Genomic DNA, 21,722 nt, shown 5'->3' with positions numbered 1-21,722 from the left:
GTCCTTCACACGAGTTCGCGGCCGGTGCGGGCCTCGGGGCAGGGGCGGCGGGTTCAGCGGAGCGGGTAGGCCGCGAGGAAGTCGGGCCCGGAGGCGATGACCATCCGGCTCTTCTCATGGGCGGTGAACTTCGTCCCGCTGGTCTTGTACAGCTCCTCGGTGGTGTGCGAGGTGAGGCCGACGGCCCGCAGGAACTTGCCGGTGATGCTGTACGAGTAGGCGTACTCGGAGCCGATCACAGGGCGGATGAGATGGTCCGCCGACTTGCCCTCCCAGCTCTTCTCCGTCCACCGCGGCTTCCCGCTGCCGGCGTCGAACGCGACCAGGCCGAGGTCCTCCTCCACCCCGTAGAGCACCCCGTCCTTGAGGGCCGGCGGTCCGTACGTCTTCCCGGGGCGGGTGCGGGAGGTGTCCCACACCTGGCCGCCGTCGCTCAGCCGCAGCGCCCGCAACGGGCCGTAGCCCAGGTAGAGATGCTTGTCATCGGTGGTCAGCGGATCCCGTACGAGCCGCCGGTCGGCGCCCTTCCAGGGCTTGTCCCAGACGGGCTTGCCGGTGCGGAGGTCGCGGGCGACGATCCGGACCGAGGCGTCGTTCATCTGCTGGAGAGTCACCAGGAGGTTGCCGACGACCTTGGCGGACAGGACGTGGTACTCGTGGCTCTTGGCGGAACGGAACGGCAGGGGGTCCAGCCACTTCCGGCTCCCGTTGGTGAGGTCGAGTGCCATCACGAACCAGGGGAGCTGGCGTTCGTACTGCTTGACCTTGCCGCGGGAGACCGCCAGATAGGCCGTGTCGTCGGCGACGGCCAGCAGCCGGCTGATGAGGCCGTAGTAGTCCTGGCGGTCCGACACCGGGGCGAGGTGTCTGCCTTCCTTGCCCGTGGTCAGGTCGACGCGGGCGATGAACCACGAGACGGACTGCGGGAACGCGCTGCCCTCCGCCCGTTCCTCGGCCCGCGCGATCCGGTAGATGTGGGTGCCGTCCGAAGCGACCTGCCAGCCGTCAGTGAAGGCCAGCGGGAACCTCCACCGGGTCTCACCGGTCTTCGCGTCCACACCCTGCGCCCCGTCGGACACCATGACGACCTGGTCGCCGACCGGCAGCGGCACTTCGGGGTTCTGTTCGTCGTCGGGCCCGCTGATCTGCCTCTGCCACACCGAGTCCAGCTTTTTCTTCTTCACCGCGCCGACGCTCGGCCCCGGCTTCGGCTTGGTGTACCCCGGCCCGGTGGCGGGCCCCGGCGTCGACTCGTCCCGTCCCAGCCAGGCCCACACCCCCGCCCCGGCGCCCGCGACACCGAGTACCGAGCCCGCGCCCGCCAGCAGCAGTCCCCGGCGGGACAGCCCGCGGGCGGCGGGGACATCGGCGGACGGCACGGTCGCCGACCGGTCGGACGGTACGGGCAGCCGCTGTGGCACAACCTGCCAGACCTCGCTCGCCCGCCGCCCGATCTCCGCCAGCACCGCATCCGGCAGATGATCGGCGAACTCCCCTCCGCCGTCGTGGAGTTGAGCCGCCAACTCGACGGTGGACGGACGCTCGGCGGGGTCCTTGGCCAGCGCGCGGGACAGGACCGGGACGAGGGCGGCCGGGACGCCGGTGAGGTCGGGCTCGCGGTAGCGCACGCGGTAGAGGAGGTCGGCGGGCTGTCCGTCGCCGAACGGGCCGCGGCCGGTGGCGGCGAAGACCAGGACCCCGGCGAGCGCGAAGACATCGCCGGCCGGGGTGTGCTCCTGTCCGGTGGCCTGCTCCGGTGACATGAACGCCGGGGTGCCGACCGGGGCACCCGTACGGGTCAGCCGATCGTCACCGAGGGCGCGGGCGATACCGAAGTCGATGACCTTCGGGCCGTGCGCCGTGACCATGATGTTCGACGGCTTGAGGTCGCGGTGCACCACATCCGAGTGGTGGAGCTGACCGAGCGCCGCGCACAGCGCCGCCCCCAGGGCACGCACCGACGCCTCGGGCAGCGGGCCGGCCGGCTCCACCGCCTCGTCGAGGGGCGGGCCGAGCACGTACTCGGTGGCCATCCAGGGGGTTTCGGCGAGCGGATCGGCCTCGATGACCTGGGCGCCGTATTGGCCGCCGAGGACCCGGGCGGCATCGGCCTCCAGCCGGAAGCGGGTGCGGAATTCGGTAGTGGTGGCGATCCGGGCGTGCATCGTCTTGAGCGCCAGGGTGCGGCCGCCCGGGGAGCGGGCCAGATAGACGGTGCCCATACCGCCGCTGCCCAGCCGGGCGAGGAGGCGGTAGCCGCCCAGGCCGGGCGGATCGTCGTGGGCGAGGGGGAACGGCATGGCGGCGTCAGTCCTGTGGGGCGGGCGGAACCGGGAGGCCGGCGGCGAGCAGCCCGGCCGACTGGCGGGCGAGGGCCGCGATGATCCGGCCGGGCAGCCAGCCGGGACCGAGCAGGGCGGCGGCGCGCCCGGCCGGGTCCGAGGACCGGAGGAGCACGGTGTCGGGGGACATCGGTCCGGAAGCCGGGGCGGGCGGCGCGGGCGCCGGCTCCGCGGAACGGAGGAGCACGGTGTCGGAGGACTTCGGTCCGGAAGCCGGTGTGGGTGGCGCGGGCGCCGGGGCCGGGTCCGAGCCGCCCGCATCGACGGGATCGAGCAGATCGAGCAGTTCGGCGGGCCGCGGGCGGGCCGCCGGATCCCGGGACAGACAGGCCGTGATGACGGTCCGCAGGGCGGCCGGGAGCTCTTCCCGTTCGGGCACGGTGTGGCCGGTCGCCGCGTAGGCGAGCGTCGCACCGAGCGCGTAGACGTCGCCCGCCGGACGCGGCTGCCCGCCCGTCGCCTGTTCCGGCGGCAGGCTGCCCGACTCCAGGCCCGGCAGTCCGGAGCGCGGGGTGCCGTCCCCGGCGGCGGCCCGTACCGCCCCGAAGCACGTCAGCCGGGGACCGTCGGCCGCCAGCAGCACGGCCGCGGGCGACACGCCGGCATGGGCCAGGTCCTGCCCGTGCCCGATGACCAGGGTTTCGACGAGGGCCACGCCGAGGGCCCGTACGGTGCGCTCGGGCAGCGGGCCGCCGTACACGGTCAGCGCCGCGGGCAGCGGGAGCACGGGCACATACGGGCGGGCGTGCCAGGGCGCGTCACCGGGGGCGGCGACCTCGGTGGCCGGTGAGGACCACGGGCCGAGCAGATAGCGCGAGGTCTCCGCCTCGGCCAGGAACCGGCCGGGGTCGGCGCCCGGCAGCGGCGCGCCGATCAGGACCGTACGGTCGCCGTCCGCGCTCCGTCCGATGAACCGCCGTTCCGGTACGGGTATGCCGGACGCCTCGCCATCCAGCCCCCGCAACACCGCGTAGGGACCTATGGCGCTCCCGCGCGACCGGCCCCCCGCACCCGCAACAGATGCAGGCATGCACCCCATCCCCCGTGTGTCCTACGACATCGCCCGAAGAGCCTACCCAAGCGTGTCGCACGGCCCCGAGGGGGTCGATCCGCCCCGGAACAAGGGGAGTTCGGGCCCGGCCGGGACTGCCCGGCCCCGTCGCCGGACGGGAAGTGAGGGGGTCAGGCGGACGTGGGGGCCACCGGCGGTGCGCCGTTCGGGGTATTTTCCGCGTTTCCGCGCGCATCCCCCGAAAAGCCCTCGCCGTACGCCATGAGCGTCAGCACCAGCAGCCCCAGCACGACCATCATCGCGAGGAAGGCGACCCAGCCGACCAGGCCGACAGCGAAGGCGCCCAGCATGCCGTGCACCACCGCGCAGCTGATGAGGGCGATACGGGTGAAACCGCCGGGGGCGCGGTCGCGCAGGGCGCAGCGGAGCAGGACCACGGCACAGAACACCAGGTAGAGGCCGAAGAGGATGCCCCCCACCCAGGAGCCGGTGGACATCGCGCGGGGCTGGAGTCCGGCCAGCGACATCTGCTGGCGGTCCACGACGATGCTCAGAATCCAGTTCAGCAGCACGATCCCGAACGCCTCCAGGATCAGTACCACCGCCGCGGCCAAGGCCACCGGCCGTCGTGCCACCCGCACCCCGTCCACCTACTTCCGCCGATCGCCCAGCCCGATGCGCCATGTGGGCGCCTGTTGCCGCCGTTACCCCGGTTACCGCGAGTACAGAAGACATCGGGCACGCTACTAATGGGTAATAGCTGGGGCAAGGGTTGTGCACGGGTCGGTATGGACGACTGCGGACAGGAGGGCGACGGCGCGCCGACGGACGAAGTCGACCGCAAAGTTTCCTTCGCCCATTCGTAGGGACTCCACAAAGAATTGACGATCCGCTGGACGCCCGAAGTTCGAGACCTAGGCCACACCAGGACCCGAGCCGGAGCCCAGGAATCCGGGCCTACCCTGGGATACCAGGGGACTTAGGTTCCTCACTGGCGCCCCGAGCACACTCCGTGTGGGCAAGCTCACCCCAGGGAACGGGTCGGCACGCGGTGTCGCCAGTCCCTAAAATCGCCGCATCCAATAGATGCGGCGAAGCGCCAAGGAAGGACCCATCGTGCGCAAGGTGCTCATCGCCAACCGTGGCGAAATCGCTGTTCGCGTTGCCCGTGCATGCCGGGACGCGGGGATCGGCAGCGTAGCCGTCTACGCCGACCCCGACCGGGACGCACTGCACGTACGCGCGGCAGACGAGGCGTACGCCTTGGGCGGTGACACTCCTGCCACCAGTTACCTGGACATCGCCAAGGTCCTGGCTGCCGCCGCCGATTCGGGCGCGGACGCCATCCACCCCGGGTACGGCTTCCTGTCGGAGAACGCCGAGTTCGCGCAGGCCGTCCTGGATGCCGGGCTGACGTGGATCGGCCCGCCCCCGCAGGCCATCCGTGACCTCGGTGACAAGGTCGCCGCGCGGCACATCGCCCAGCGGGCCGGTGCGCCGCTGGTCGCCGGCACGCCCGACCCGGTCTCCGGCTCGGAGGAGGTCGTGGCCTTCGCCAAGGAACACGGCCTGCCCATCGCGATCAAGGCGGCCTTCGGTGGCGGCGGCCGCGGTCTGAAGGTGGCCCGGACCCTCGAAGAGGTTCCGGAGCTGTATGACTCCGCGGTGCGCGAGGCGGTGGCCGCGTTCGGCCGCGGCGAGTGCTTCGTCGAGCGTTACCTGGACCGTCCGCGGCATGTCGAGACCCAGTGCCTGGCCGACAAGCACGGCAATGTGGTCGTGGTCTCGACCCGTGACTGCTCGCTCCAGCGCCGCCACCAGAAGCTGGTGGAGGAGGCCCCGGCCCCGTTCCTGACGCAGGAGCAGAACGCCGAGCTGTACCGCGCGTCCAAGGCCATCCTCAAGGAGGCCGGCTACGAGGGCGCCGGGACCTGCGAATTCCTGGTCGGCCAGGACGGCACGATCTCCTTCCTGGAGGTCAACACCCGGCTCCAGGTCGAGCACCCGGTCACCGAGGAGGTCACCGGCCTGGACCTGGTCCGGGAGATGTTCCGGATCGCCGACGGCGAGAAGCTCGGCTACGACGACCCGGCGGTCCGCGGCCACTCCTTCGAGTTCCGGATCAACGGCGAGGACCCGGGCCGCAACTTCCTCCCGGCCCCGGGCACGGTCACGCGGTTCGACGGGCCGTCCGGCCCCGGCGTCCGCCTGGACGCGGGCGTGGAGTCCGGCAGCGTCATCGGCCCGGCCTGGGACTCGCTGCTGGCCAAGCTGATCGTCACCGGTGCCACGCGGCAGCAGGCCCTCCAGCGCGCCGCGCGGGCGCTGGCGGAGTTCACCGTCGAGGGCATGGCCACCGCCATCCCCTTCCACCGCACGGTCGTCCAGGACCCGGCGTTCGCCCCCGAACTCACCGGCTCCGCCGACCCGTTCACGGTCCACACCCGCTGGATCGAGACCGAGTTCGTCAACGAGATCCCCCCGTTCACCGCCCCCGGCGTGGACGAGGGCGAGGCCGACAGCCGCGAGACGGTCGTCGTCGAGGTCGGCGGCAAGCGCCTGGAGGTCTCGCTGCCGTCCTCGCTGGGCATGCCGCTGGCCCGGGCCGCGGTCGCCGGCGGTGCCAAGCCGAAGCGGAAGGCCGCCAAGAAGTCCGGCAGCGCCGCCTCCGGCGATGCGCTCGCCTCCCCGATGCAGGGCACCATCGTCAAGGTCGCCGTCGAGGAGGGCCAGCAGGTCACCGAGGGCGAGCTGGTCGTCGTCCTGGAGGCCATGAAGATGGAGCAGCCGCTCAACGCGCACCGCTCCGGCACCATCAAGGGCCTGACCGCCGAGGTCGGCGCGGCGCTCACGTCCGGCGCGGTGATCTGCGAGATCAAGGACTGACCTGACGGCATTCCGCCAGACGGACGAGGGGCTCCCGGCACACCGCCGGGGGCCCCTCGCGTCCGTTCAGGGCCCCCTGGGGCGGACGACGGGACTTCGCGGACCCCCCTAGGAGTTCCCCACCACATCATCCGGAAAGCTCAGCGACCGGCCCATCCATTCGAGCGCGGCGGGCAGTTCGCGCCGCCAGGTGGCGAAGTTGTGGCTGCCGTGGTTGAGGACGACGGATTCCGCCCTCATCGGCGGTTTGACGGCGTCGAGGAAGGCCCTGGCCGCCGGATAGTTCTTCTCGCCGGTGCGGCTGGTGCCCACCAGGACACTCACCCGGGGCGCGGGCAGCTGCCGCAGACGCCACATCAGGTCGTATTCCTGGCGGCGGCGCACCCGGTCCCGCCCCTCGCCGAAGAGGTTGCCGGTGGTGGGGTCGTTGCTGACCTTGTAGTCGGGCGACAGGGCGGCCGCAGCGGTGTACGTACGGTCGTGCCGCATGGCGAGCTGGAGGGCGCAGCTGCCGCCCGAGGAGTAGCCCAGCAGACCCCAGGCGCCGGGGTCGTGGCCGACGCGGTAGTGCGAACGGAGCGCGTCCGGCACATCGCGGGCGAAGAACGTCTCGGCCTGCGGTCCGCCCGGCACATCGACGCACTGGGTGTCGCGGGGCGGGGCGATGGTGGGCCGCAGCATCACGATGACCGTCGGCTGCATCTTGCCGGCCCGGATCAGCCGCCCGGCGGTCTGCGGCAGCCGCAGATGCTGGCCCAGCAGGAAGATGCCGCCGGGATAGCCGCTGAGCGCGACGACGACGGGGAACCGCTGGCGGTCGTACCCGTGCTGGAAGTACTGCGGCGGCAGATAGACGTAGGCCGGGTTCACCGCCCGGGTCCGCTTCCCGACGATCCGTACGGTCTCGACCTTCCCGGCCTGCTCCGGCGCCCCCTTGGGTAGACCGTGCACCTTGTCCAGCCCCTCCGGCCCCGAGGGCTGCACCAGGCCCTTCGACGGGTCGCCGACGGGCCCGACCGCCCCCTGGTCGCCCCATTTGCCGACGGCGGCCGGGGCGTCGTCGTACAGGCCGAGCAGTTCGTGCCACGACCCGTAGAACTGGAAGTTGGCGTTCACCACGAGGCCGAGCGCCGCGACGATGGCCAGCTGGGTCGCGAAGATCGAGCCGAGCCGCCCCAGCAGCGCCCGCGGCCCGCGCCCGGCGAACCGCGGCCACAGCCAGAGCGTGAGGCCCACACAGACCACGGCGACCGCGATCATGGCGTACAACAGCGATCGGCTGGTCAGTCCCATGACGTTTTCCCCAGATGTCCCGCGCCGCGCCCGCTTCCCCGGCGGTCCGTCACGGCGTCCTCCCGGCCCTCCGGAAGACCCCGGAAAACCTCATTGCGCCTGGTTTGATGGCGCTTGCCGGCCCGGCGTTGCGGGGCCCGCGAGGTGTTCGGCCGCGCGCCCACCGGAGGATGCCGGGACTTCATCCCCGGTCTGCCGGACGGCCACCGGGCGGGCGCGGCGGGGGCGTTCCGATCATGCGGAGGTGCCCTCCGGTAAGCCTTGCCCACCGCACCGGGACAGCCGCCGAGGACGCAATGGCATCCTGGAGCCACCGGGCCGCAACCGGCCGGGTCAAGGGAGGACGGCGATGGCGACCGAGACGGCAGGGCAGCCGCAGACGACGGGCCCGGCGGCGACCGCACCGGCGCGGACGCCTGACGTACGCCCCATGCGGGCCGATGCCCGCCGCAATTACGAGCGGCTGCTGACCGAGGCCCGTACCGCCTTCACCGAGCACGGCACGGACACCTCGCTGGAGGACATCGCCCGCCGCGCCGGCGTCGGCATCGGCACCCTCTACCGCCACTTCCCCAACCGCACCGCCCTGATGGGCGCGGTCTTCCAGGGAGAGGTGGACGCCCTCTTGGCGCACGCCAGGGAACTGGCCGACGCGCCGCAGCCGTGCGCCGCACTGGTCGAATGGCTGCGCGCGATCATCACCCACGCCACCACCTACCGCGGGCTGTCCCGCGCACTGATGACGGCATCGGCGAACGACAACTCGGGCATGGCCCGGTGCAGCGTGCCGATGCGGGAGGCCGGCGGCGCGCTGCTGACCCGCGCCCAGCAGGCCGGGGCCGTACGCCCGGATGTGAGCATCAGCGATCTGATGCAGCTGACCAACGGCATCGCACTGGCCGTCGAGGAATCCCCGGACGACCCCAAGCTCGCCGACCGGCTGCTGACGCTCACGCTGCGCGGGCTGAAGGGGGAGAACCACTGAGCAGCGGTCCCCCGCGCCGGGCCGGCGCGCCACGGTGACGCGCCCCCGACATCCGTGCTCAGCGCCGCCGCGGTGCCAGGTCAGCGACCCGGCCGCCGGCGGCCTCACTCAGGGACGGGGCCGAGCGGAGCTGTGGACCACCGGCCCCGCCGCCCGGCGCATGGCTGCGCCGCTGACCCGGGAGCGGGACGTCCCGCCGGGGTCCTCTGCGCTCCCCCGGGCCACCGTCCCGCCCCGGCTGCCCCGGCCCGTGGCCCACGCCCGAGCCGTTGGCGACGGCGATCTGGACGCCCTGATCGGCCAGCGCCTGGAGTTCCGTGGCGGCGCGGTCGTCATGGCCCGGCGGCTCGTCCGTGACCAGCCGCGTGATCACATCCGTGGGCACGGTCTGGAACATGGTGTCGGAGCCGAGTTTGGTGTGGTCGGCGAGCACCACCACCTCCCCCGCCGCCTGCACCAGCGCCCGGTCGACGCTGGCGGAGAGCATGTTGGACGTGGACAGACCGCGCTCGGCGGTCAGCCCGCTGCCCGACAGGAAGGCGCGGGAGACCCGCAGGCCCTGGAGGGACTGTTCGGCACCGCTGCCGACCAGCGCGTAGTTGGAGCCGCGCAGGGTGCCGCCGGTCATCACGACCTCGACGCGGTTGGCATGGGCCAACGCCTGGGCGACCAGCAGGGAGTTGGTGACGACGGTCAGCCCGGGGACCCGCGCGAGCCGGCGGGCCAGCTCCTGCGTGGTCGTTCCCGCGCCGACGACGATGGCCTCGCCCTCTTCGACGAAGCCGGCCGCGAGATCGGCGATGGCCGTCTTCTCCGCGGTCGCTAGATGGGATTTCTGTGGGAATCCTGATTCGCGGGTAAAGCCTCCCGGCAGGACCGCACCGCCGTGCCGGCGGTCGAGCAGTCCTTCTGCCTCCAGCGCCCGCACATCCCGCCGTACGGTTACTTCGGAGGTCTGGACGACGCGGGCGAGCTCCCGGAGCGATACGGCTCCATTGGCGCGCACCATTTCAAGGATCAATTGGCGACGTTCTGCAGCGAACACGAAACTGACAGTAACGCCAACGACCGTCTGTTTTCAGCAGGTTGCACCAATTAACGGAAGTTGTGCGCAACGCGGAGCGTGACGTGGTATGCGGTATGCATATGTCGTGCGGGGGTCGAACTACCGGGCGGAACGAGCCGCGTGAGCCCTGGTCAGTCGCCTTGACGGGGCCCGCGGCGGCCGGGAATGGAGCGCTCCGGTCCCGGCCCCGGCGCAGGGACGTTTCATCCCCAGTGCGCACGGCGGGCACAAACATTTGAATCGGCCGCCGCCCGCCCGGCGCCCCCGGTTACTCGCTGGCGGCCTTGCGCGTGTGCAGCTGGCGGGCGACCTCGGCGATCGAGCCGGACAGCGACGGGTAGACCGTGAAGGCGTTGGCGATCTGCTCGACGGTCAGATTGTTGTCGACCGCGATCGAGATGGGATGGATCAGCTCACTGGCGCGCGGGGAGACGACCACACCGCCGACGACGATGCCGGTGCCGGGGCGGCAGAACAGCTTCACGAAGCCGTCGCGGATGCCCTGCATCTTGGCGCGCGGGTTGCGCAGCAGCGGGAGCTTGACGACCCGGGCGTCGATCCGGCCGCTGTCGACATCGGCCTGGGAGTAACCGACAGTGGCGATCTCCGGGTCGGTGAAGACGTTGGCGGAGACCGTCTTGAGGTTCAGCGGGGTGACCGCGTCACCGAGGAAGTGGTACATCGCGATCCGGCCCTGCATCGCGGCGACGGACGCCAGCGCGAAGACGCCGGTGCAGTCGCCGGCCGCATACACGCCCTGGGCGGTGGTGCGGGAGACCTTGTCGGTCCAGATGTGACCGGAGTCCGTGAGCTTGACGCCGGCCGCTTCCAGGCCGATGCCCTCGGTGTTGGGGATGGAGCCGACCGCCATCAGGCAGTGCGTACCGGAGATCATGCGGCCGTCGGCCAGGGTGACCTCGACGCGGTCGCCGACCCGTTTGGCGGACTGGGCCCGGGAGCGCGACATGACGTTCATGCCGCGGCGGCGGAAGACGTCCTCCAGGACGGCGGCGGCGTCCGGGTCCTCCCCCGGCAGCACGCGGTCACGGGAGGAGACGAGGGTGACGCGGGAGCCGAGCGCCTGGTAGGCACCGGCGAACTCGGCGCCGGTGACACCGGAACCGACCACGATCAGCTCTTCGGGCAGCTCGTCGAGGTCGTAGACCTGCGTCCAGTTCAGGATCCGCTCGCCGTCGGGGAGCGCGTCCGGGATCTCGCGGGGGTGCGCGCCGGTGGCGATCAGCACCGCGTCCGCGATCAGGCCCTCCGAGGTGCCGTCGGCGGCGGTGACCGTCACCTTGCGGGAGCCGTCCGGCGCCTGGCCCGGCTCCAGCCGGCCGCGGCCGCGCATGACCCGGCCGCCGGCGCGGGTCACGGACGCGGTGATGTCATGCGACTGGGCGAGTGCGAGGCGCTTGACCCGTCGGTTGACCTTGCCGAGGTCGACGCCGACGACCCGGGCGGGCCGGTCCACGTGCGGAGTGTCGTCCTCCACGATGATGCCGAGCTCTTCGTACGAGGAGTCGAAGGTGGTCATCACCTCGGCCGTGGCGATCAGAGTCTTCGACGGCACGCAGTCGGTCAGCACCGACGCCCCGCCCAGACCGTCGCAGTCGACGACGGTCACCTCCGCGCCGAGAGAAGCCGCCACCAGGGCAGCTTCGTATCCGCCGGGTCCGCCACCGATGATCACGATCCGAGTCACGTACTCCATTGTCCCGCACGCCCGTATGTCACTCTCGCCCGGGGGCGCCCTCGGCCCCTGACGAGCACCGGAGCGCGCCGCACCGGGTCTCCCGTCCGGACCTCCGGTACCACGAGCCCGGCGGGCAACCTCCCGTACCCTCGGAACCATGTCGCTCTACGCCGCGTACGCCGGCAACCTCGACGCGCGGCTGATGTCCCGCCGCGCACCGCACTCGCCGCTGCGCGGCACCGGCTGGCTCAGCGGCTGGCGGCTCACCTTCGGCGGCGAGCAGATGGGCTGGGAGGGCGCGCTGGCGACCGTCGTCGAAGCACCCGGCGCCCAGCTCTTCGTCGCGCTCTACGACATCGCGCCCATGGACGAGGAGTCCATGGACCGCTGGGAGGGCGTCGGCATGGACATCTACCGCCGGATGCGGGTGCGGGTGCACACCCTCGAAGGCGACGAGGCGGCGTGGATCTATGTCCTCAACGGCTATGAGGGCGGTCTGCCGTCGGCCCGCTATCTGGGCGAGATCGCGGATGCCGCGGAGTCGGCGGGCGCGCCGCACGACTATGTGATGGAGCTGCGCAAGCGGCCCTGCTGACGGCGTCACCGCGCCGGCCGGGGCGGGCAGGCCGCCGTACGGGTGCCGCGACGCGCCCGGGACGCCGCTTTTGGCAGATGCCACAACAATCCGATCCCAGCACCGTGAGCAGCGACATCTACGCGCGTAGGGGATTACCGGCTACCCTCGTCCGCGTGAACGCATCTGTTACTCCGGACATCGCGCGCGACCCCCAGGGTGCCGCCGCCGACGCCGCCGCCCGTCTGCGTGAGCTGACCGGCGCCGAGACCCATGACGTCGCCCTGGTGATGGGCTCCGGCTGGGCGCCGGCCGCCGAGGCCCTGGGCGCGCCCGAGCACGAATTCCCCGTCACCGAACTGCCCGGCTTCCCGGCGCCGGCCGTCGCCGGGCACGGCGGCACGATCCGCTCGTACCAGGTCGGCGCGAAGCGGGCGCTGGTCTTCCTGGGCCGTACCCACTACTACGAGGGCCGCGGGGTCGCCGCGGTCGCGCACGGCGTCCGCACCGCCGCCGCGGCCGGCTGCAAGACCATCGTGCTCACCAACGGGTGCGGCGGTCTGCGCGAGGGCATGCGCCCCGGCCAGCCGGTCCTCATCAGCGACCACCTCAACCTGACCGCCACCTCCCCGATCGTCGGCGCGCGCTTCGTCGACCTGACGGACCTGTACTCGCCGCGGCTGCGCGCGCTGTGCAAGGAGGTCGACCCGAGCCTGGAGGAGGGCGTCTACGCCCAGTTCCCCGGCCCGCACTACGAGACCCCGGCCGAGATCAAGATGATCCGGACCCTGGGCGCCGACCTGGTCGGGATGTCCACGGTCCTGGAGGCCATCGCGGCGCGCGAGGCCGGCGCCGAGGTGCTCGGGCTGTCGCTGGTGACGAACCTCGCCGCCGGCATGACGGGCGAGCCGCTCAACCACGAAGAGGTGCTGCAGGCCGGCCGCGACTCCGCGACCCGGATGGGCAGCCTGCTCGCCCAGGTGCTCGGCAAGCTCTGAGCCACCGCGGCGCCACGGCGCCGCCGGACGACGACGGCTGACGGCCACGGCGGGTGCCCCACCCGCCGGGCCGCCCCGTCCGCACCGCACCCGGGCCCGCCGCCTGCCCGCCGGTCCACCCCACCGCGCGGCGCGGCCCCCTCCGCGCGCTGCCATCCAGTGGCATTGGCCGGTTTCGCGGCTCCCCGTACCCGCGTACCGGGTATGCGTGACGAGCCGAGAGGGCCCTGCCTCCTCAGCCGTCCGCAGCGCGCCCCCACCCGCATCCACCGTCAGGAGCATCACGTGGCTACCGATCCCGCGGAGCTGACCCACCGGGCCCAGGCATGGCTGGCCGAGGACCCCGACCCGGAGACCCGGGACGAGCTCGCCAAGCTCATCGCAGCCGAGGACACCGACGAGCTGGCCGCCCGGTTCGCCGGCACCCTCCAGTTCGGCACCGCCGGGCTGCGCGGTGAACTGGGCGCGGGCCCGATGCGGATGAACCGCTCCGTGGTCATCCGGGCCGCGGCCGGCCTCGCCGCGTACCTCAAGGCGCAGGGCCACGGCTCGGGCCTGGTGGTCATCGGCTACGACGCCCGCCACAAGAGCGCCGACTTCGCCCGTGACACGGCGGCCGTGATGGTCGGCGCGGGCCTGCGCGCCGCGGTGCTGCCGCGCCCGCTGCCCACCCCGGTCCTGGCCTTCGCGATAAGGCACCTGGGCGCGGTGGCCGGGGTCGAGGTCACCGCCAGCCACAACCCGCCGCGCGACAACGGCTACAAGGTCTACCTGGGCGACGGCTCCCAGATCGTGCCGCCCGCGGACGGCGAGATCGCCGCCGAGATCGCCGCGGTCCGCTCGCTGGCCGACGTCCCGCGCCCCGAGGCCGGCTGGGAAACCCTCGACGAGACGGTCCTGGACGCCTATCTGGCGCGTACGGACGCGGTGCTGACGCCCGACTCCCCCCGGGACACGAAGGTCGTCTACACGCCCATGCACGGCGTCGGCCGGGACACCCTCGTCGCCGCCTTCGCACGGGCCGGATTCCCGGCGCCGACGGTCGTCGCGGAACAGGCCGAGCCGGACCCGGACTTCCCGACGGTCGCCTTCCCCAACCCGGAGGAGCCGGGCGCGATGGACCTCGCGTTCGCCACCGCCCGCGCGCAGGGCGCCGCCGGCCCCGACATCGTGATCGCCAACGACCCCGACGCGGACCGCTGCGCCGTCGCCGTCCCCGCCCCCGGCACGCCGGACGGCTGGCGGATGCTGCGCGGCGACGAGGTCGGCGCGCTGCTCGCCGCCCACCTGGTGCGCAAGCAGGCGGCCGGCACCTTCGCGACGACCATCGTCTCCTCCCAGCTGATGTCCCGTATCGCGGCCGCCGCCTCGCTCCCGTACGAGGAGACGCTGACCGGCTTCAAGTGGCTGGCCCGGGTGGACGGTCTGCGGTACGCCTTCGAGGAGGCGCTCGGCTACTGCGTCGATCCGGCGGGCGTCCGCGACAAGGACGGCATCACCGCGGCCCTGCTGATCACCGAGCTGGCCGCGGAACTCAAGCAGTCCGGGCGCACCCTCGGCGACCTGCTCGACGACCTCGCGCTGGAACACGGGCTGCACGCCACCGACCAGCTCTCGGTCCGCGTCGAGGACCTGTCGCTGATCGCCGACGCGATGCGCAGGCTGCGCGAGCAGCCGCCGACCGCGCTGGCGGGCCTGACCGTGACCCGCGCCGACGATCTGAACCGGGGCACCGAGACGCTGCCGCCGACCGACGGGCTGCGCTACTACCTGTCCGGTTCGCCGGAGGCCGGGATCGAGGCCGCCCGCGTGGTGGTCCGCCCCAGCGGCACCGAGCCCAAGCTCAAGTGCTACCTGGAGGTCGTGGTCCCGGTGTCCTCGGCCGAGGCCCTGCCAGAGGCCCGCACGAAGGCCGTCACGGCACTGGCGTCGATCAAGCGGGATCTGGCGGGGGCGGCGGGGATCTGAGGGGGGCGGGGCGCCTTGGAGGGGTGCATTGCCTCTCCTGAGTCCGCTCCCGGCGGGCCCTGGACGCCGTACCCGCCACCCCCGGCGGGCCCAGGATCACCCCTCCCGTACCCGCCCACCCCCCGAAGGGGGGTGGGCGGCGGGGAAACAACAACACCGGGGTGGGCGGCGGGGAAACAACCCTGGGGCGCGCCCCCAAACCCCGCCCCCCTAGGGCCCCGCCCCCCTAGGGCCCCGGCCCGCCTAGACCCCCGGGGCGGCCACGGCCCACCATTACGGCCAGGCCGGCCCGCAGTGGCTACACCACCACCACGGCCAGGCCCACAGCGACTACAGCCCCACCCTCACCGCCAGGCCCACAGCGGCTACAGCCCCACCACCACCGCCAGCCCCGCGCCGGCTACAGCGCCACCATCACCGCCAGCCCCACCGCGCCCACCACGAGCGGCGCGAGGACCGCGTACGACCAGCGCACCACCGGCTCGCCCTGGGCGCTCTCGCGGTGGGCCGCGCGCTCCTTGATCTCGCGCAGCTCGTCGAGGGTCTGGTCGGCCATGGCGCGCGGCACCGGGCCGGCGTCGGCGTCGAGCCCGAACCGGGGCCGGGCCGCGGAGCCGCGCGCCGCCTGGCGGCTGACCTTCTTGCGCTGCCGCAGCGAGACCGGGACGGCCCACAGCTGGTACTTGCCGCCGCTGGTGAACACCTCGGCGGAGAACGCCGCCCGCAGGTCCTCCACCGCGCCCCACGGCAGCGTGATCGTACGGAACGGGTTACGCACCGTCAGCCGGTCGTCGCCCGCCCTGACCAGCGGCCGCAGGGTGAAGGCGACCACCAGCGGCACCCCGAGGAGCAGCGCGAACGCCGCCGTGAGCTTGGTGTGCACGTCGCCCCGCAGCAGGGCGTCGCCGCCGAGCCAGAGTCCGAGCAGGAGGAGCAGCGCGCCGCCGGCGAGGGCCGCGGGCGAGCGGTAGCTGCGCTCCGCGTACTGCTGCTGGGGCGAAGAGGTCCGGTCCTGGCTCGTCATGGGGCCGATTCTGCCCGACCGTCCGTATGCCGGACATTGCGTTACGGCATCATTCGGGCGCGGGGTGCGGCCGCGTCGGGCCCCGGTGGCGGGCCTCATCCGGCGCCCCCACCGGGCACGTTGCCCGAAGCCGCCGCCGCCCGCCCGGTCGGATTCGGACGGCTGAAGGGGATGACATGGTGCTACGCGCGTAGATATGCTCCCCTCGTGACCATGCCCATCACTGTTCCCGCATACGGCAAGGAAGCCGCGGGGCGTCTGGCGTCAATGGCGGACGTGACCGCCGACGACGGTGCGCTGCGCCGCTTCCTCCACGGCCTCCCGGGCGTCGACGCGGTCGGCCTCGAAGCCCGCGCCGCCACCCTCGGCACCCGCTCGATCAAGACGACGGCGAAGGCGTACGCCATCGATCTCGCCATCTCGATGATCGACCTGACGACCCTCGAAGGCGCGGACACCCCGGGCAAGGTCCGGGCACTGTGCGCCAAGGGCGTCCACCCGGACCCCACGGACCGCACCAGCCCCAAGGTCGCGGCGATCTGCGTCTACCCGGACATGGTCGCGACGGCCAAGGAGGCGCTCGGCGACTCCGGCATCCATGTCGCGTCCGTCGCCACCGCCTTCCCCGCCGGCCGCGCCGCGCTGCCGGTCAAGCTCGCGGACACCCGGGACGCGGTCGCGGCCGGCGCCGACGAGATCGACATGGTGATCGACCGGGGCGCCTTCCTCTCCGGCCGCTACATGGACGTCTTCGAGGAGATCAAGGCCGTGAAGGAGGCGTGCGCCCGTCCCGACGGAAGCGCCGCCCACCTCAAGGTCATCTTCGAGACCGGCGAGCTCCAGACCTACGACAACGTGCGCCGGGTCTCCTGGCTGGCGATGCTCGCGGGCGCCGACTTCATCAAGACCTCGACCGGCAAGGTCGCCGTCAACGCCACCCCGCCGGTCACCCTCCTCATGCTGGAGGCGGTCCGGGACTTCCACGCCACGACCGCTGTGCAGGTCGGGGTGAAGCCGGCCGGCGGCATCCGGACGACCAAGGACGCGATCAAGTACCTGGTCATGGTCAACGAGACGCTCGGCGAGCCCTGGCTGACCGCCGACTGGTTCCGCTTCGGCGCCTCCAGCCTCCTGAACGACCTGCTGATGCAGCGCCAGAAGCTCAGCACCGGCCGCTACTCCGGCCCCGACTACGTCACGGTGGACTGAGGCTCCCATGACCTTCGATTACGCCCCCGCACCCGAGTCCCGCTCCGTCGTCGACATCGCGCCGTCCTACGGCCTGTTCATCGACGGCGAGTTCGCCCCGGCCTCCGACGGCAAGGTCTTCAAGACCGTCTCCCCGTCGACCGAGGAGGTCCTCTCCGAGGTCGCCCAGGCCACCGGCGACGACGTCGACCGCGCCGTGACGGCCGCCCGCAAGGCCTTCGAGAAGTGGTCCGCGCTGCCCGGCGCCGAGCGCGCCAAGTACCTCTTCCGGATCGCCCGGATCATCCAGGAGCGCTCGCGCGAGCTGGCCGTGCTGGAGTCGCTCGACAACGGCAAGCCGATCCGGGAGTCCCGGGACGCCGATCTGCCGCTGGTCGCCGCGCACTTCTTCTACTACGCGGGCTGGGCCGACAAGCTCGACCACGCGGGCTACGGCCCGAACCCCCGCCCCCTGGGCGTCGCCGGCCAGGTCATCCCCTGGAACTTCCCGCTGCTCATGCTCGCGTGGAAGATCGCCCCGGCGCTGGCCACCGGCAACACGGTCGTCCTCAAGCCCGCCGAGACGACCCCGCTGTCCGCGCTGTTCTTCGCGGACATCTGCCGCCAGGCGGGCCTGCCGAAGGGTGTCGTCAACATCCTGACGGGAGACGGTTCCACGGGCGCCGCGCTGGTCGCGCACCCGGACGTCAACAAGGTCGCCTTCACCGGCTCCACCGAGGTCGGCAAGGCCATCGCCCGTACGGTCGCCGGCACGGACAAGAAGGTGACCCTGGAGCTGGGCGGCAAGGCGGCGAACATCGTCTTCGACGACGCCCCGCTCGACCAGGCCGTCGAGGGCATCGTCAACGGCATCTTCTTCAACCAGGGCCACGTCTGCTGCGCGGGCTCCCGTCTGCTGGTCCAGGAGTCCGTCCAGGACGAGCTGCTGGACGCCCTCAAGCGCCGGATGCGGACCCTGCGGGTGGGCGACCCGCTCGACAAGAACACCGACATCGGCGCCATCAACTCCGCCGAGCAGCTGGCCCGGATCACCGCGCTGGCCGACGCGGGCGAGGCCGAGGGCGCCGAGCGCTGGTCGCCGTCCTGTGAACTCCCCAGCACCGGCTACTGGTTCGCGCCGACGCTGTTCACCGGTGTCACCCAGGCGCACCGCATCGCCCGCGAGGAGATCTTCGGCCCGGTGCTGTCCGTGCTGACCTTCCGCACCCCGGCCGAGGCCGTGGAGAAGGCCAACAACACCCCCTACGGGCTCTCCGCCGGCATCTGGACGGAGAAGGGCTCGCGGATGCTGTGGATGGCGAACAGGCTGCGCGCGGGCGTCATCTGGTCCAACACGTTCAACAAGTTCGACCCGGCGTCGCCCTTCGGCGGCTACCAGGAGTCGGGCTACGGCCGCGAGGGCGGCCGGCACGGTCTGGAGGCGTACCTCAATGTCTGAGCTGACTGGCCGACTCTCCGTCTTCAAGACCTACAAGCTGTACGTCGGGGGCAAGTTCCCCCGGTCCGAGAGCGGGCGGGTGTACGAGGTGACCGACTCCAAGGGCACATGGCTCGCCAACGCGCCCCTGGCTTCCCGTAAGGATGCCCGGGACGCGGTGGTCGCCGCCCGTAAGGCCTTCGGCGGCTGGTCCGGCGCCACGGCCTACAACCGCGGCCAGATCCTCTACCGCATCGCCGAGATGCTGGAGGGCCGCCGCGACCAGTTCACCGCCGAGGTCGCCGCGGCCGAGGGGCTGTCGAAGGCGAAGGCCGCGGCCCAGGTGGACGCCGCGATCGACCGCTGGGTCTGGTACGCGGGCTGGTCCGACAAGGTCGCCCAGATCGCCGGCGGCACCAACCCGGTGGCCGGCCCGTACTTCAACGTCTCCGCCCCCGAGCCCACCGGTGTGGTCGCGGTCCTGGCCCCGCAGGAGTCGTCGTTCCTCGGCCTCGTCTCGGTGATCGCCCCGGCGATCGTCACCGGCAACACGGTGGTCGTGGCGGCCGCCGAGAACGCCCCGCTGCCCGCCCTCTCCCTGGCCGAGGTGCTCGCCACCTCCGACCTCCCGGGCGGCGTGGTCAACATCCTCTCCGGCCGCACCGCGGAACTGTCCGCCCCGCTCGCCGCCCACCAGGACGTCAACGCCCTCGACCTCGCGGGCGCCGACGACGAGCTGGCGAAGGACCTGGAAACGGCCGCGGCCGACAACCTCAAGCGCGTCCTCCGCCCGACCCGGGTCAACTGGACCGCCGACCCCGGCACCGCCCGTCTGCTGACCTTCCTGGAGACGAAGACGGTCTGGCATCCGATGGGTGTTTAGGACTGCTGCGGCGTCCTGGCGGCGTCCGCGGAACGACAGTGCGGGGCCTCTCCTTCGTGGCGGGGCCCCGCACTGTTGTGGCACCGGCACGCGGAGCCGGCCATGTCGCCGAACGCCTCAACGGGGCCCCGTCACCCCGGCAGCACCCTCGTCACCTGCCCGACCAGCGGCAGGTCCTTGAGCGCGGCGCCGTTCGAAAGGGCGCCGGTCAGCAGGGTGGTGCCCACCGGCTTGAAGTCGGCGATCTGGGTGCTCACGGCGTTGGCGAGCGGGTCGACGGAGGTGTTGGCCAGCGGGTCCAGCTTGAGGTTCTTGACCGGGCCGAGGCCGCCGGCCGCGGAGTGCAGCAGGGCGCCGGTCAGTCCGGAGGCCGCGGCACCGGTGTCGGTGGCGAGGTCCGAGGCGGCGGGCGCCGCGCTCGCCGTCGCAGCACCGCCCGCCGCGAGCGCCGCACCGGCGGCGGAGATCACCAGTCCCGCCCGCAGCAAGGCGCGCGGAACACGGCTGGGCTTGGGACGCGCATGGGAGGGCATGTGCCACCTGCCTGTGGATCGAAGGGGTTCGAAGTGCTGTGCGAGACAGCGCAATCGGGTAATCAATTGACTGCGTAGCGTAGTTGAGGGGCGGGAGTCGATCCACCTCGCGCGCCAGGGGTACCCCACACGGCGCAATACGCGACAATGGGTGCCCGTGAGCTCCCACACCACCACCCGGCCGACCGCCGCCCGGGTCGTTCTGCTGACCGGCCCCTCGGGTTCCGGCAAGACGTCCCTGGCCGCCCGCAGCGGCCTCCCCGTCCTCAATCTCGACGACTTCTACAAGGAGGGGACGGACCCGACACTGCCGCAACTGCCCGACGGCGGCGGCGCCGACTGGGACGCACCGCTGTCCTGGGACGCCGGTGCCGCCCTCGCGGCCATCGGCGCACTGTGCCGTACGGGGCGCGCCGATGTCCCGGTGTACGACATCGCGACCAGCGCCCGGGTCGGCGCGTCGGGGCTCGACCTCGGCGGCGCCCCGCTGTTCATCGCGGAGGGCATCTTCGCGGCCGAGGTCATCGGGGACTGCCGGGCCGCCGGGCTGCTGGCCGACGCGCTGTGTCTGCGCGGCCGCCCCACCACCACCTTCCGCCGGCGGCTGGCGCGGGATCTGCGCGAGGGCCGCAAGTCAGCCCCGTATCTCGTCCGTCGCGGCCTGCGGCTGCTGCGCGCCGAGCGGTCGGTCGTCGCCCGGCACACCGCCCTGGGCGCACACCCCTGCGCCAAGCCGGAGGCGCTGGCCCGTATATCGGCCGCGGGGGCGCCGGACGCGGTGGGCGCGGCCGTCCGTTCCTGACGGGCGGGGCGGGGCCGCGACGGCACCTGCACGGACACGACGAGCAGATACGGAGAAGCGGGTTCGGACAGACCCCCCGGCCGTCCGAACCCGCTCTTTTCTTCCCCCTGCTCCCCCGTACTCCCCCCGTATCCCCCGATACGCCCGGCCTCCGTGGATCACTCCGCTTCGGCCGGTTCCCCCGTATCCCCGTTTCCCCCTCGGGCGTTCCCCCTGCCCCCGGGCTCCCCCCGTCCTCAGGCCACCAGCTCGCCGAAGGACTCCTCCTCGTCACGGCCGAAGCTGAGGACCTCGTCCTCACGCAGCCGGCGCAGGGCGCGCCAGATGCTCGACTTCACCGTGCCGACACTGATGTTGAGAATGTCCGCGATCTCCGGGTCCGTACGGCCCTCGTAGTAGCGCAGCACCAGCATCGTGCGCTGCGTCTCGGGCAGCCGGACCAGCGCCTGCCACAGCACGGCGCGCAGCTCGGTCCCGCGCATCGCGTCGGCGTCGGCGGCCGTCTCCGGCAGCTCCTCCGTCGGGTACTCGTTGAGCTTGCGCCGGCGCCAGGCACTGATGTGCAGATTGGTCATGGTGCGGCGCAGATAGCCGCCGAGCGCCGCCTTGTCACTGATCCGGTCCCACGCCCGGTAGGTCGAGAACAGCGCGCTCTGGAGCAGGTCCTCGGCCTCGTAGCGGTCGCCGGTCAGGTGGTAGGCGGTGGCGTACAGGGAGGCGCGGCGCTCCTGGACGTAGGCGGTGAAGGCCGCTTCGGCCTCGGCCGCCTCCGACGCGGAACGCCGTTCCCCCGTGGCCTCCCCGTACTCCGCTCCCCCGGTGTTTCCCCCGTTTTCTCCCCTGTGGGCGGCCTTGCCCCCGTGCCCCGGGTCGATTTCCACCGTCATCGCGTCGATGGCCACCATGAAGGGCGGCCGCTGACGCCCGGTGCTGCGGGTGCAGCCCCGTACGGCACCGGACTTCTCGCCGGACCGGACGACATCGTGGAGTCGCGTGATAACTGCGCTGGAAGTGCTGCCGTGCAGTGTGTTCAT

General features: G+C 72.4%; 18 protein-coding genes. 9 read left to right on the top strand and 9 right to left on the bottom strand.

The genetic code is table 11. The features are described 5' to 3' along the window. Nucleotides 1-53: 53 nt before the first annotated feature. From ACZ4XD_RS03265 to ACZ4XD_RS03255, 3 genes are all read right to left on the bottom strand, one after another. Nucleotides 54-2,300, bottom strand: a complete 2,247-nt coding sequence (locus ACZ4XD_RS03265) for a protein kinase domain-containing protein (protein ID WP_468037672.1) — start codon at nt 2,298-2,300, stop codon at nt 54-56. Nucleotides 2,301-2,307: 7 nt separating this feature from the next. Further along, nucleotides 2,308-3,372, bottom strand: a complete 1,065-nt coding sequence (locus tag ACZ4XD_RS03260; RefSeq protein WP_468037670.1) for a serine/threonine protein kinase — start codon at nt 3,370-3,372, stop codon at nt 2,308-2,310. Nucleotides 3,373-3,524: 152 nt separating this feature from the next. After that, a complete protein-coding gene (locus ACZ4XD_RS03255) occupies nt 3,525-3,989 on the bottom strand; it encodes a hypothetical protein (RefSeq protein WP_468037668.1) in 465 nt (154 codons plus the stop codon). A gap of 481 nt (nt 3,990-4,470) precedes the next feature. Here ACZ4XD_RS03255 and ACZ4XD_RS03250 point away from each other — a divergent pair, with 481 nt between their 5' ends. Further along, complete coding sequence (locus ACZ4XD_RS03250) at nt 4,471-6,240, top strand: acetyl/propionyl/methylcrotonyl-CoA carboxylase subunit alpha (protein WP_468037666.1); 1,770 nt, start codon at nt 4,471-4,473, stop codon at nt 6,238-6,240. 108 nt (nt 6,241-6,348) lie between these two features. Here ACZ4XD_RS03250 and ACZ4XD_RS03245 read toward each other — a convergent pair whose 3' ends face one another. Further along, nucleotides 6,349-7,533 (bottom strand): alpha/beta hydrolase, encoded by a 1,185-nt coding sequence (locus ACZ4XD_RS03245; RefSeq protein ID WP_468037664.1) that lies wholly within the window; start codon nt 7,531-7,533, stop codon nt 6,349-6,351. Between the two features lie 349 nt (nt 7,534-7,882). Here ACZ4XD_RS03245 and ACZ4XD_RS03240 point away from each other — a divergent pair, with 349 nt between their 5' ends. Continuing rightward, complete coding sequence (locus ACZ4XD_RS03240; RefSeq protein ID WP_468037662.1) at nt 7,883-8,518, top strand: TetR/AcrR family transcriptional regulator; 636 nt, start codon at nt 7,883-7,885, stop codon at nt 8,516-8,518. Nucleotides 8,519-8,576: 58 nt separating this feature from the next. On the opposite strand, the gene ACZ4XD_RS03235 is transcribed toward ACZ4XD_RS03240, so the two are convergent. Beyond that, nucleotides 8,577-9,563 carry a DeoR/GlpR family DNA-binding transcription regulator gene (locus tag ACZ4XD_RS03235; RefSeq protein ID WP_468037660.1) on the bottom strand — a complete coding sequence of 329 codons (987 nt, stop codon included), beginning with the start codon at nt 9,561-9,563 and terminating at the stop codon, nt 8,577-8,579. A 289-nt stretch (nt 9,564-9,852) separates the two neighbouring features. Continuing rightward, nucleotides 9,853-11,439: an NAD(P)H-quinone dehydrogenase gene (locus ACZ4XD_RS03230; RefSeq protein ID WP_468037658.1), complete on the bottom strand. Its 1,587-nt coding sequence runs from the start codon at nt 11,437-11,439 to the stop codon at nt 9,853-9,855. Between ACZ4XD_RS03230 and ACZ4XD_RS03225 the strand changes: the two genes are divergently transcribed. From ACZ4XD_RS03225 to ACZ4XD_RS03215, 3 genes are all read left to right on the top strand, one after another. Further along, a complete protein-coding gene (locus ACZ4XD_RS03225; protein WP_042147793.1) occupies nt 11,438-11,875 on the top strand; it encodes a gamma-glutamylcyclotransferase family protein in 438 nt (145 codons plus the stop codon). The two genes, ACZ4XD_RS03230 and ACZ4XD_RS03225, sit on opposite strands and share 2 nt — an antisense overlap. Before the next feature lie 155 nt (nt 11,876-12,030). Further along, complete coding sequence (locus tag ACZ4XD_RS03220) at nt 12,031-12,852, top strand: purine-nucleoside phosphorylase (protein ID WP_468037655.1); 822 nt, start codon at nt 12,031-12,033, stop codon at nt 12,850-12,852. Between the two features lie 285 nt (nt 12,853-13,137). Then, entirely contained in the window at nt 13,138-14,820 is a 1,683-nt protein-coding gene (locus tag ACZ4XD_RS03215) for a phospho-sugar mutase (RefSeq protein WP_468037653.1), read from the top strand. A 400-nt stretch (nt 14,821-15,220) separates the two neighbouring features. On the opposite strand, the gene ACZ4XD_RS03210 is transcribed toward ACZ4XD_RS03215, so the two are convergent. Then, the gene (locus ACZ4XD_RS03210; protein ID WP_468037651.1) at nt 15,221-15,844 is read right to left on the bottom strand and encodes a PH domain-containing protein; all 624 of its coding nucleotides are present in this window, start codon (nt 15,842-15,844) and stop codon (nt 15,221-15,223) included. Between the two features lie 213 nt (nt 15,845-16,057). Between ACZ4XD_RS03210 and deoC the strand changes: the two genes are divergently transcribed. The 3 genes from deoC to ACZ4XD_RS03195 are packed head-to-tail and all read left to right on the top strand — an operon-like array spanning nt 16,058 to nt 19,353. Further along, nucleotides 16,058-17,053, top strand: a complete 996-nt coding sequence (gene deoC / locus ACZ4XD_RS03205; RefSeq protein ID WP_468037786.1) for a deoxyribose-phosphate aldolase — start codon at nt 16,058-16,060, stop codon at nt 17,051-17,053. Between the two features lie 7 nt (nt 17,054-17,060). Continuing rightward, nucleotides 17,061-18,491 (top strand): aldehyde dehydrogenase family protein, encoded by a 1,431-nt coding sequence (locus ACZ4XD_RS03200; RefSeq protein WP_468037649.1) that lies wholly within the window; start codon nt 17,061-17,063, stop codon nt 18,489-18,491. After that, nucleotides 18,484-19,353: an aldehyde dehydrogenase family protein gene (locus tag ACZ4XD_RS03195; protein ID WP_468037647.1), complete on the top strand. Its 870-nt coding sequence runs from the start codon at nt 18,484-18,486 to the stop codon at nt 19,351-19,353. Before ACZ4XD_RS03200 ends, ACZ4XD_RS03195 begins: the two co-directional genes overlap by 8 nt. Before the next feature lie 131 nt (nt 19,354-19,484). On the opposite strand, the gene ACZ4XD_RS03190 is transcribed toward ACZ4XD_RS03195, so the two are convergent. Next, a complete protein-coding gene (locus ACZ4XD_RS03190) occupies nt 19,485-19,886 on the bottom strand; it encodes a hypothetical protein (RefSeq protein ID WP_468037645.1) in 402 nt (133 codons plus the stop codon). Between the two features lie 157 nt (nt 19,887-20,043). On the opposite strand from ACZ4XD_RS03190, the gene ACZ4XD_RS03185 reads away from it, so the two are divergent. Continuing rightward, nucleotides 20,044-20,688 (top strand): ATP-binding protein, encoded by a 645-nt coding sequence (locus ACZ4XD_RS03185; protein ID WP_468037643.1) that lies wholly within the window; start codon nt 20,044-20,046, stop codon nt 20,686-20,688. A gap of 236 nt (nt 20,689-20,924) precedes the next feature. Here ACZ4XD_RS03185 and ACZ4XD_RS03180 read toward each other — a convergent pair whose 3' ends face one another. Further along, complete coding sequence (locus ACZ4XD_RS03180) at nt 20,925-21,722, bottom strand: SigE family RNA polymerase sigma factor (RefSeq protein WP_251084176.1); 798 nt, start codon at nt 21,720-21,722, stop codon at nt 20,925-20,927.

It is taken from the genome of Streptomyces sp. NPDC029466, assembly GCF_055574515.1.
Note: the sequence above shows the minus strand (reverse complement) of the source record. Positions and strands in the feature narration are given on the sequence as shown.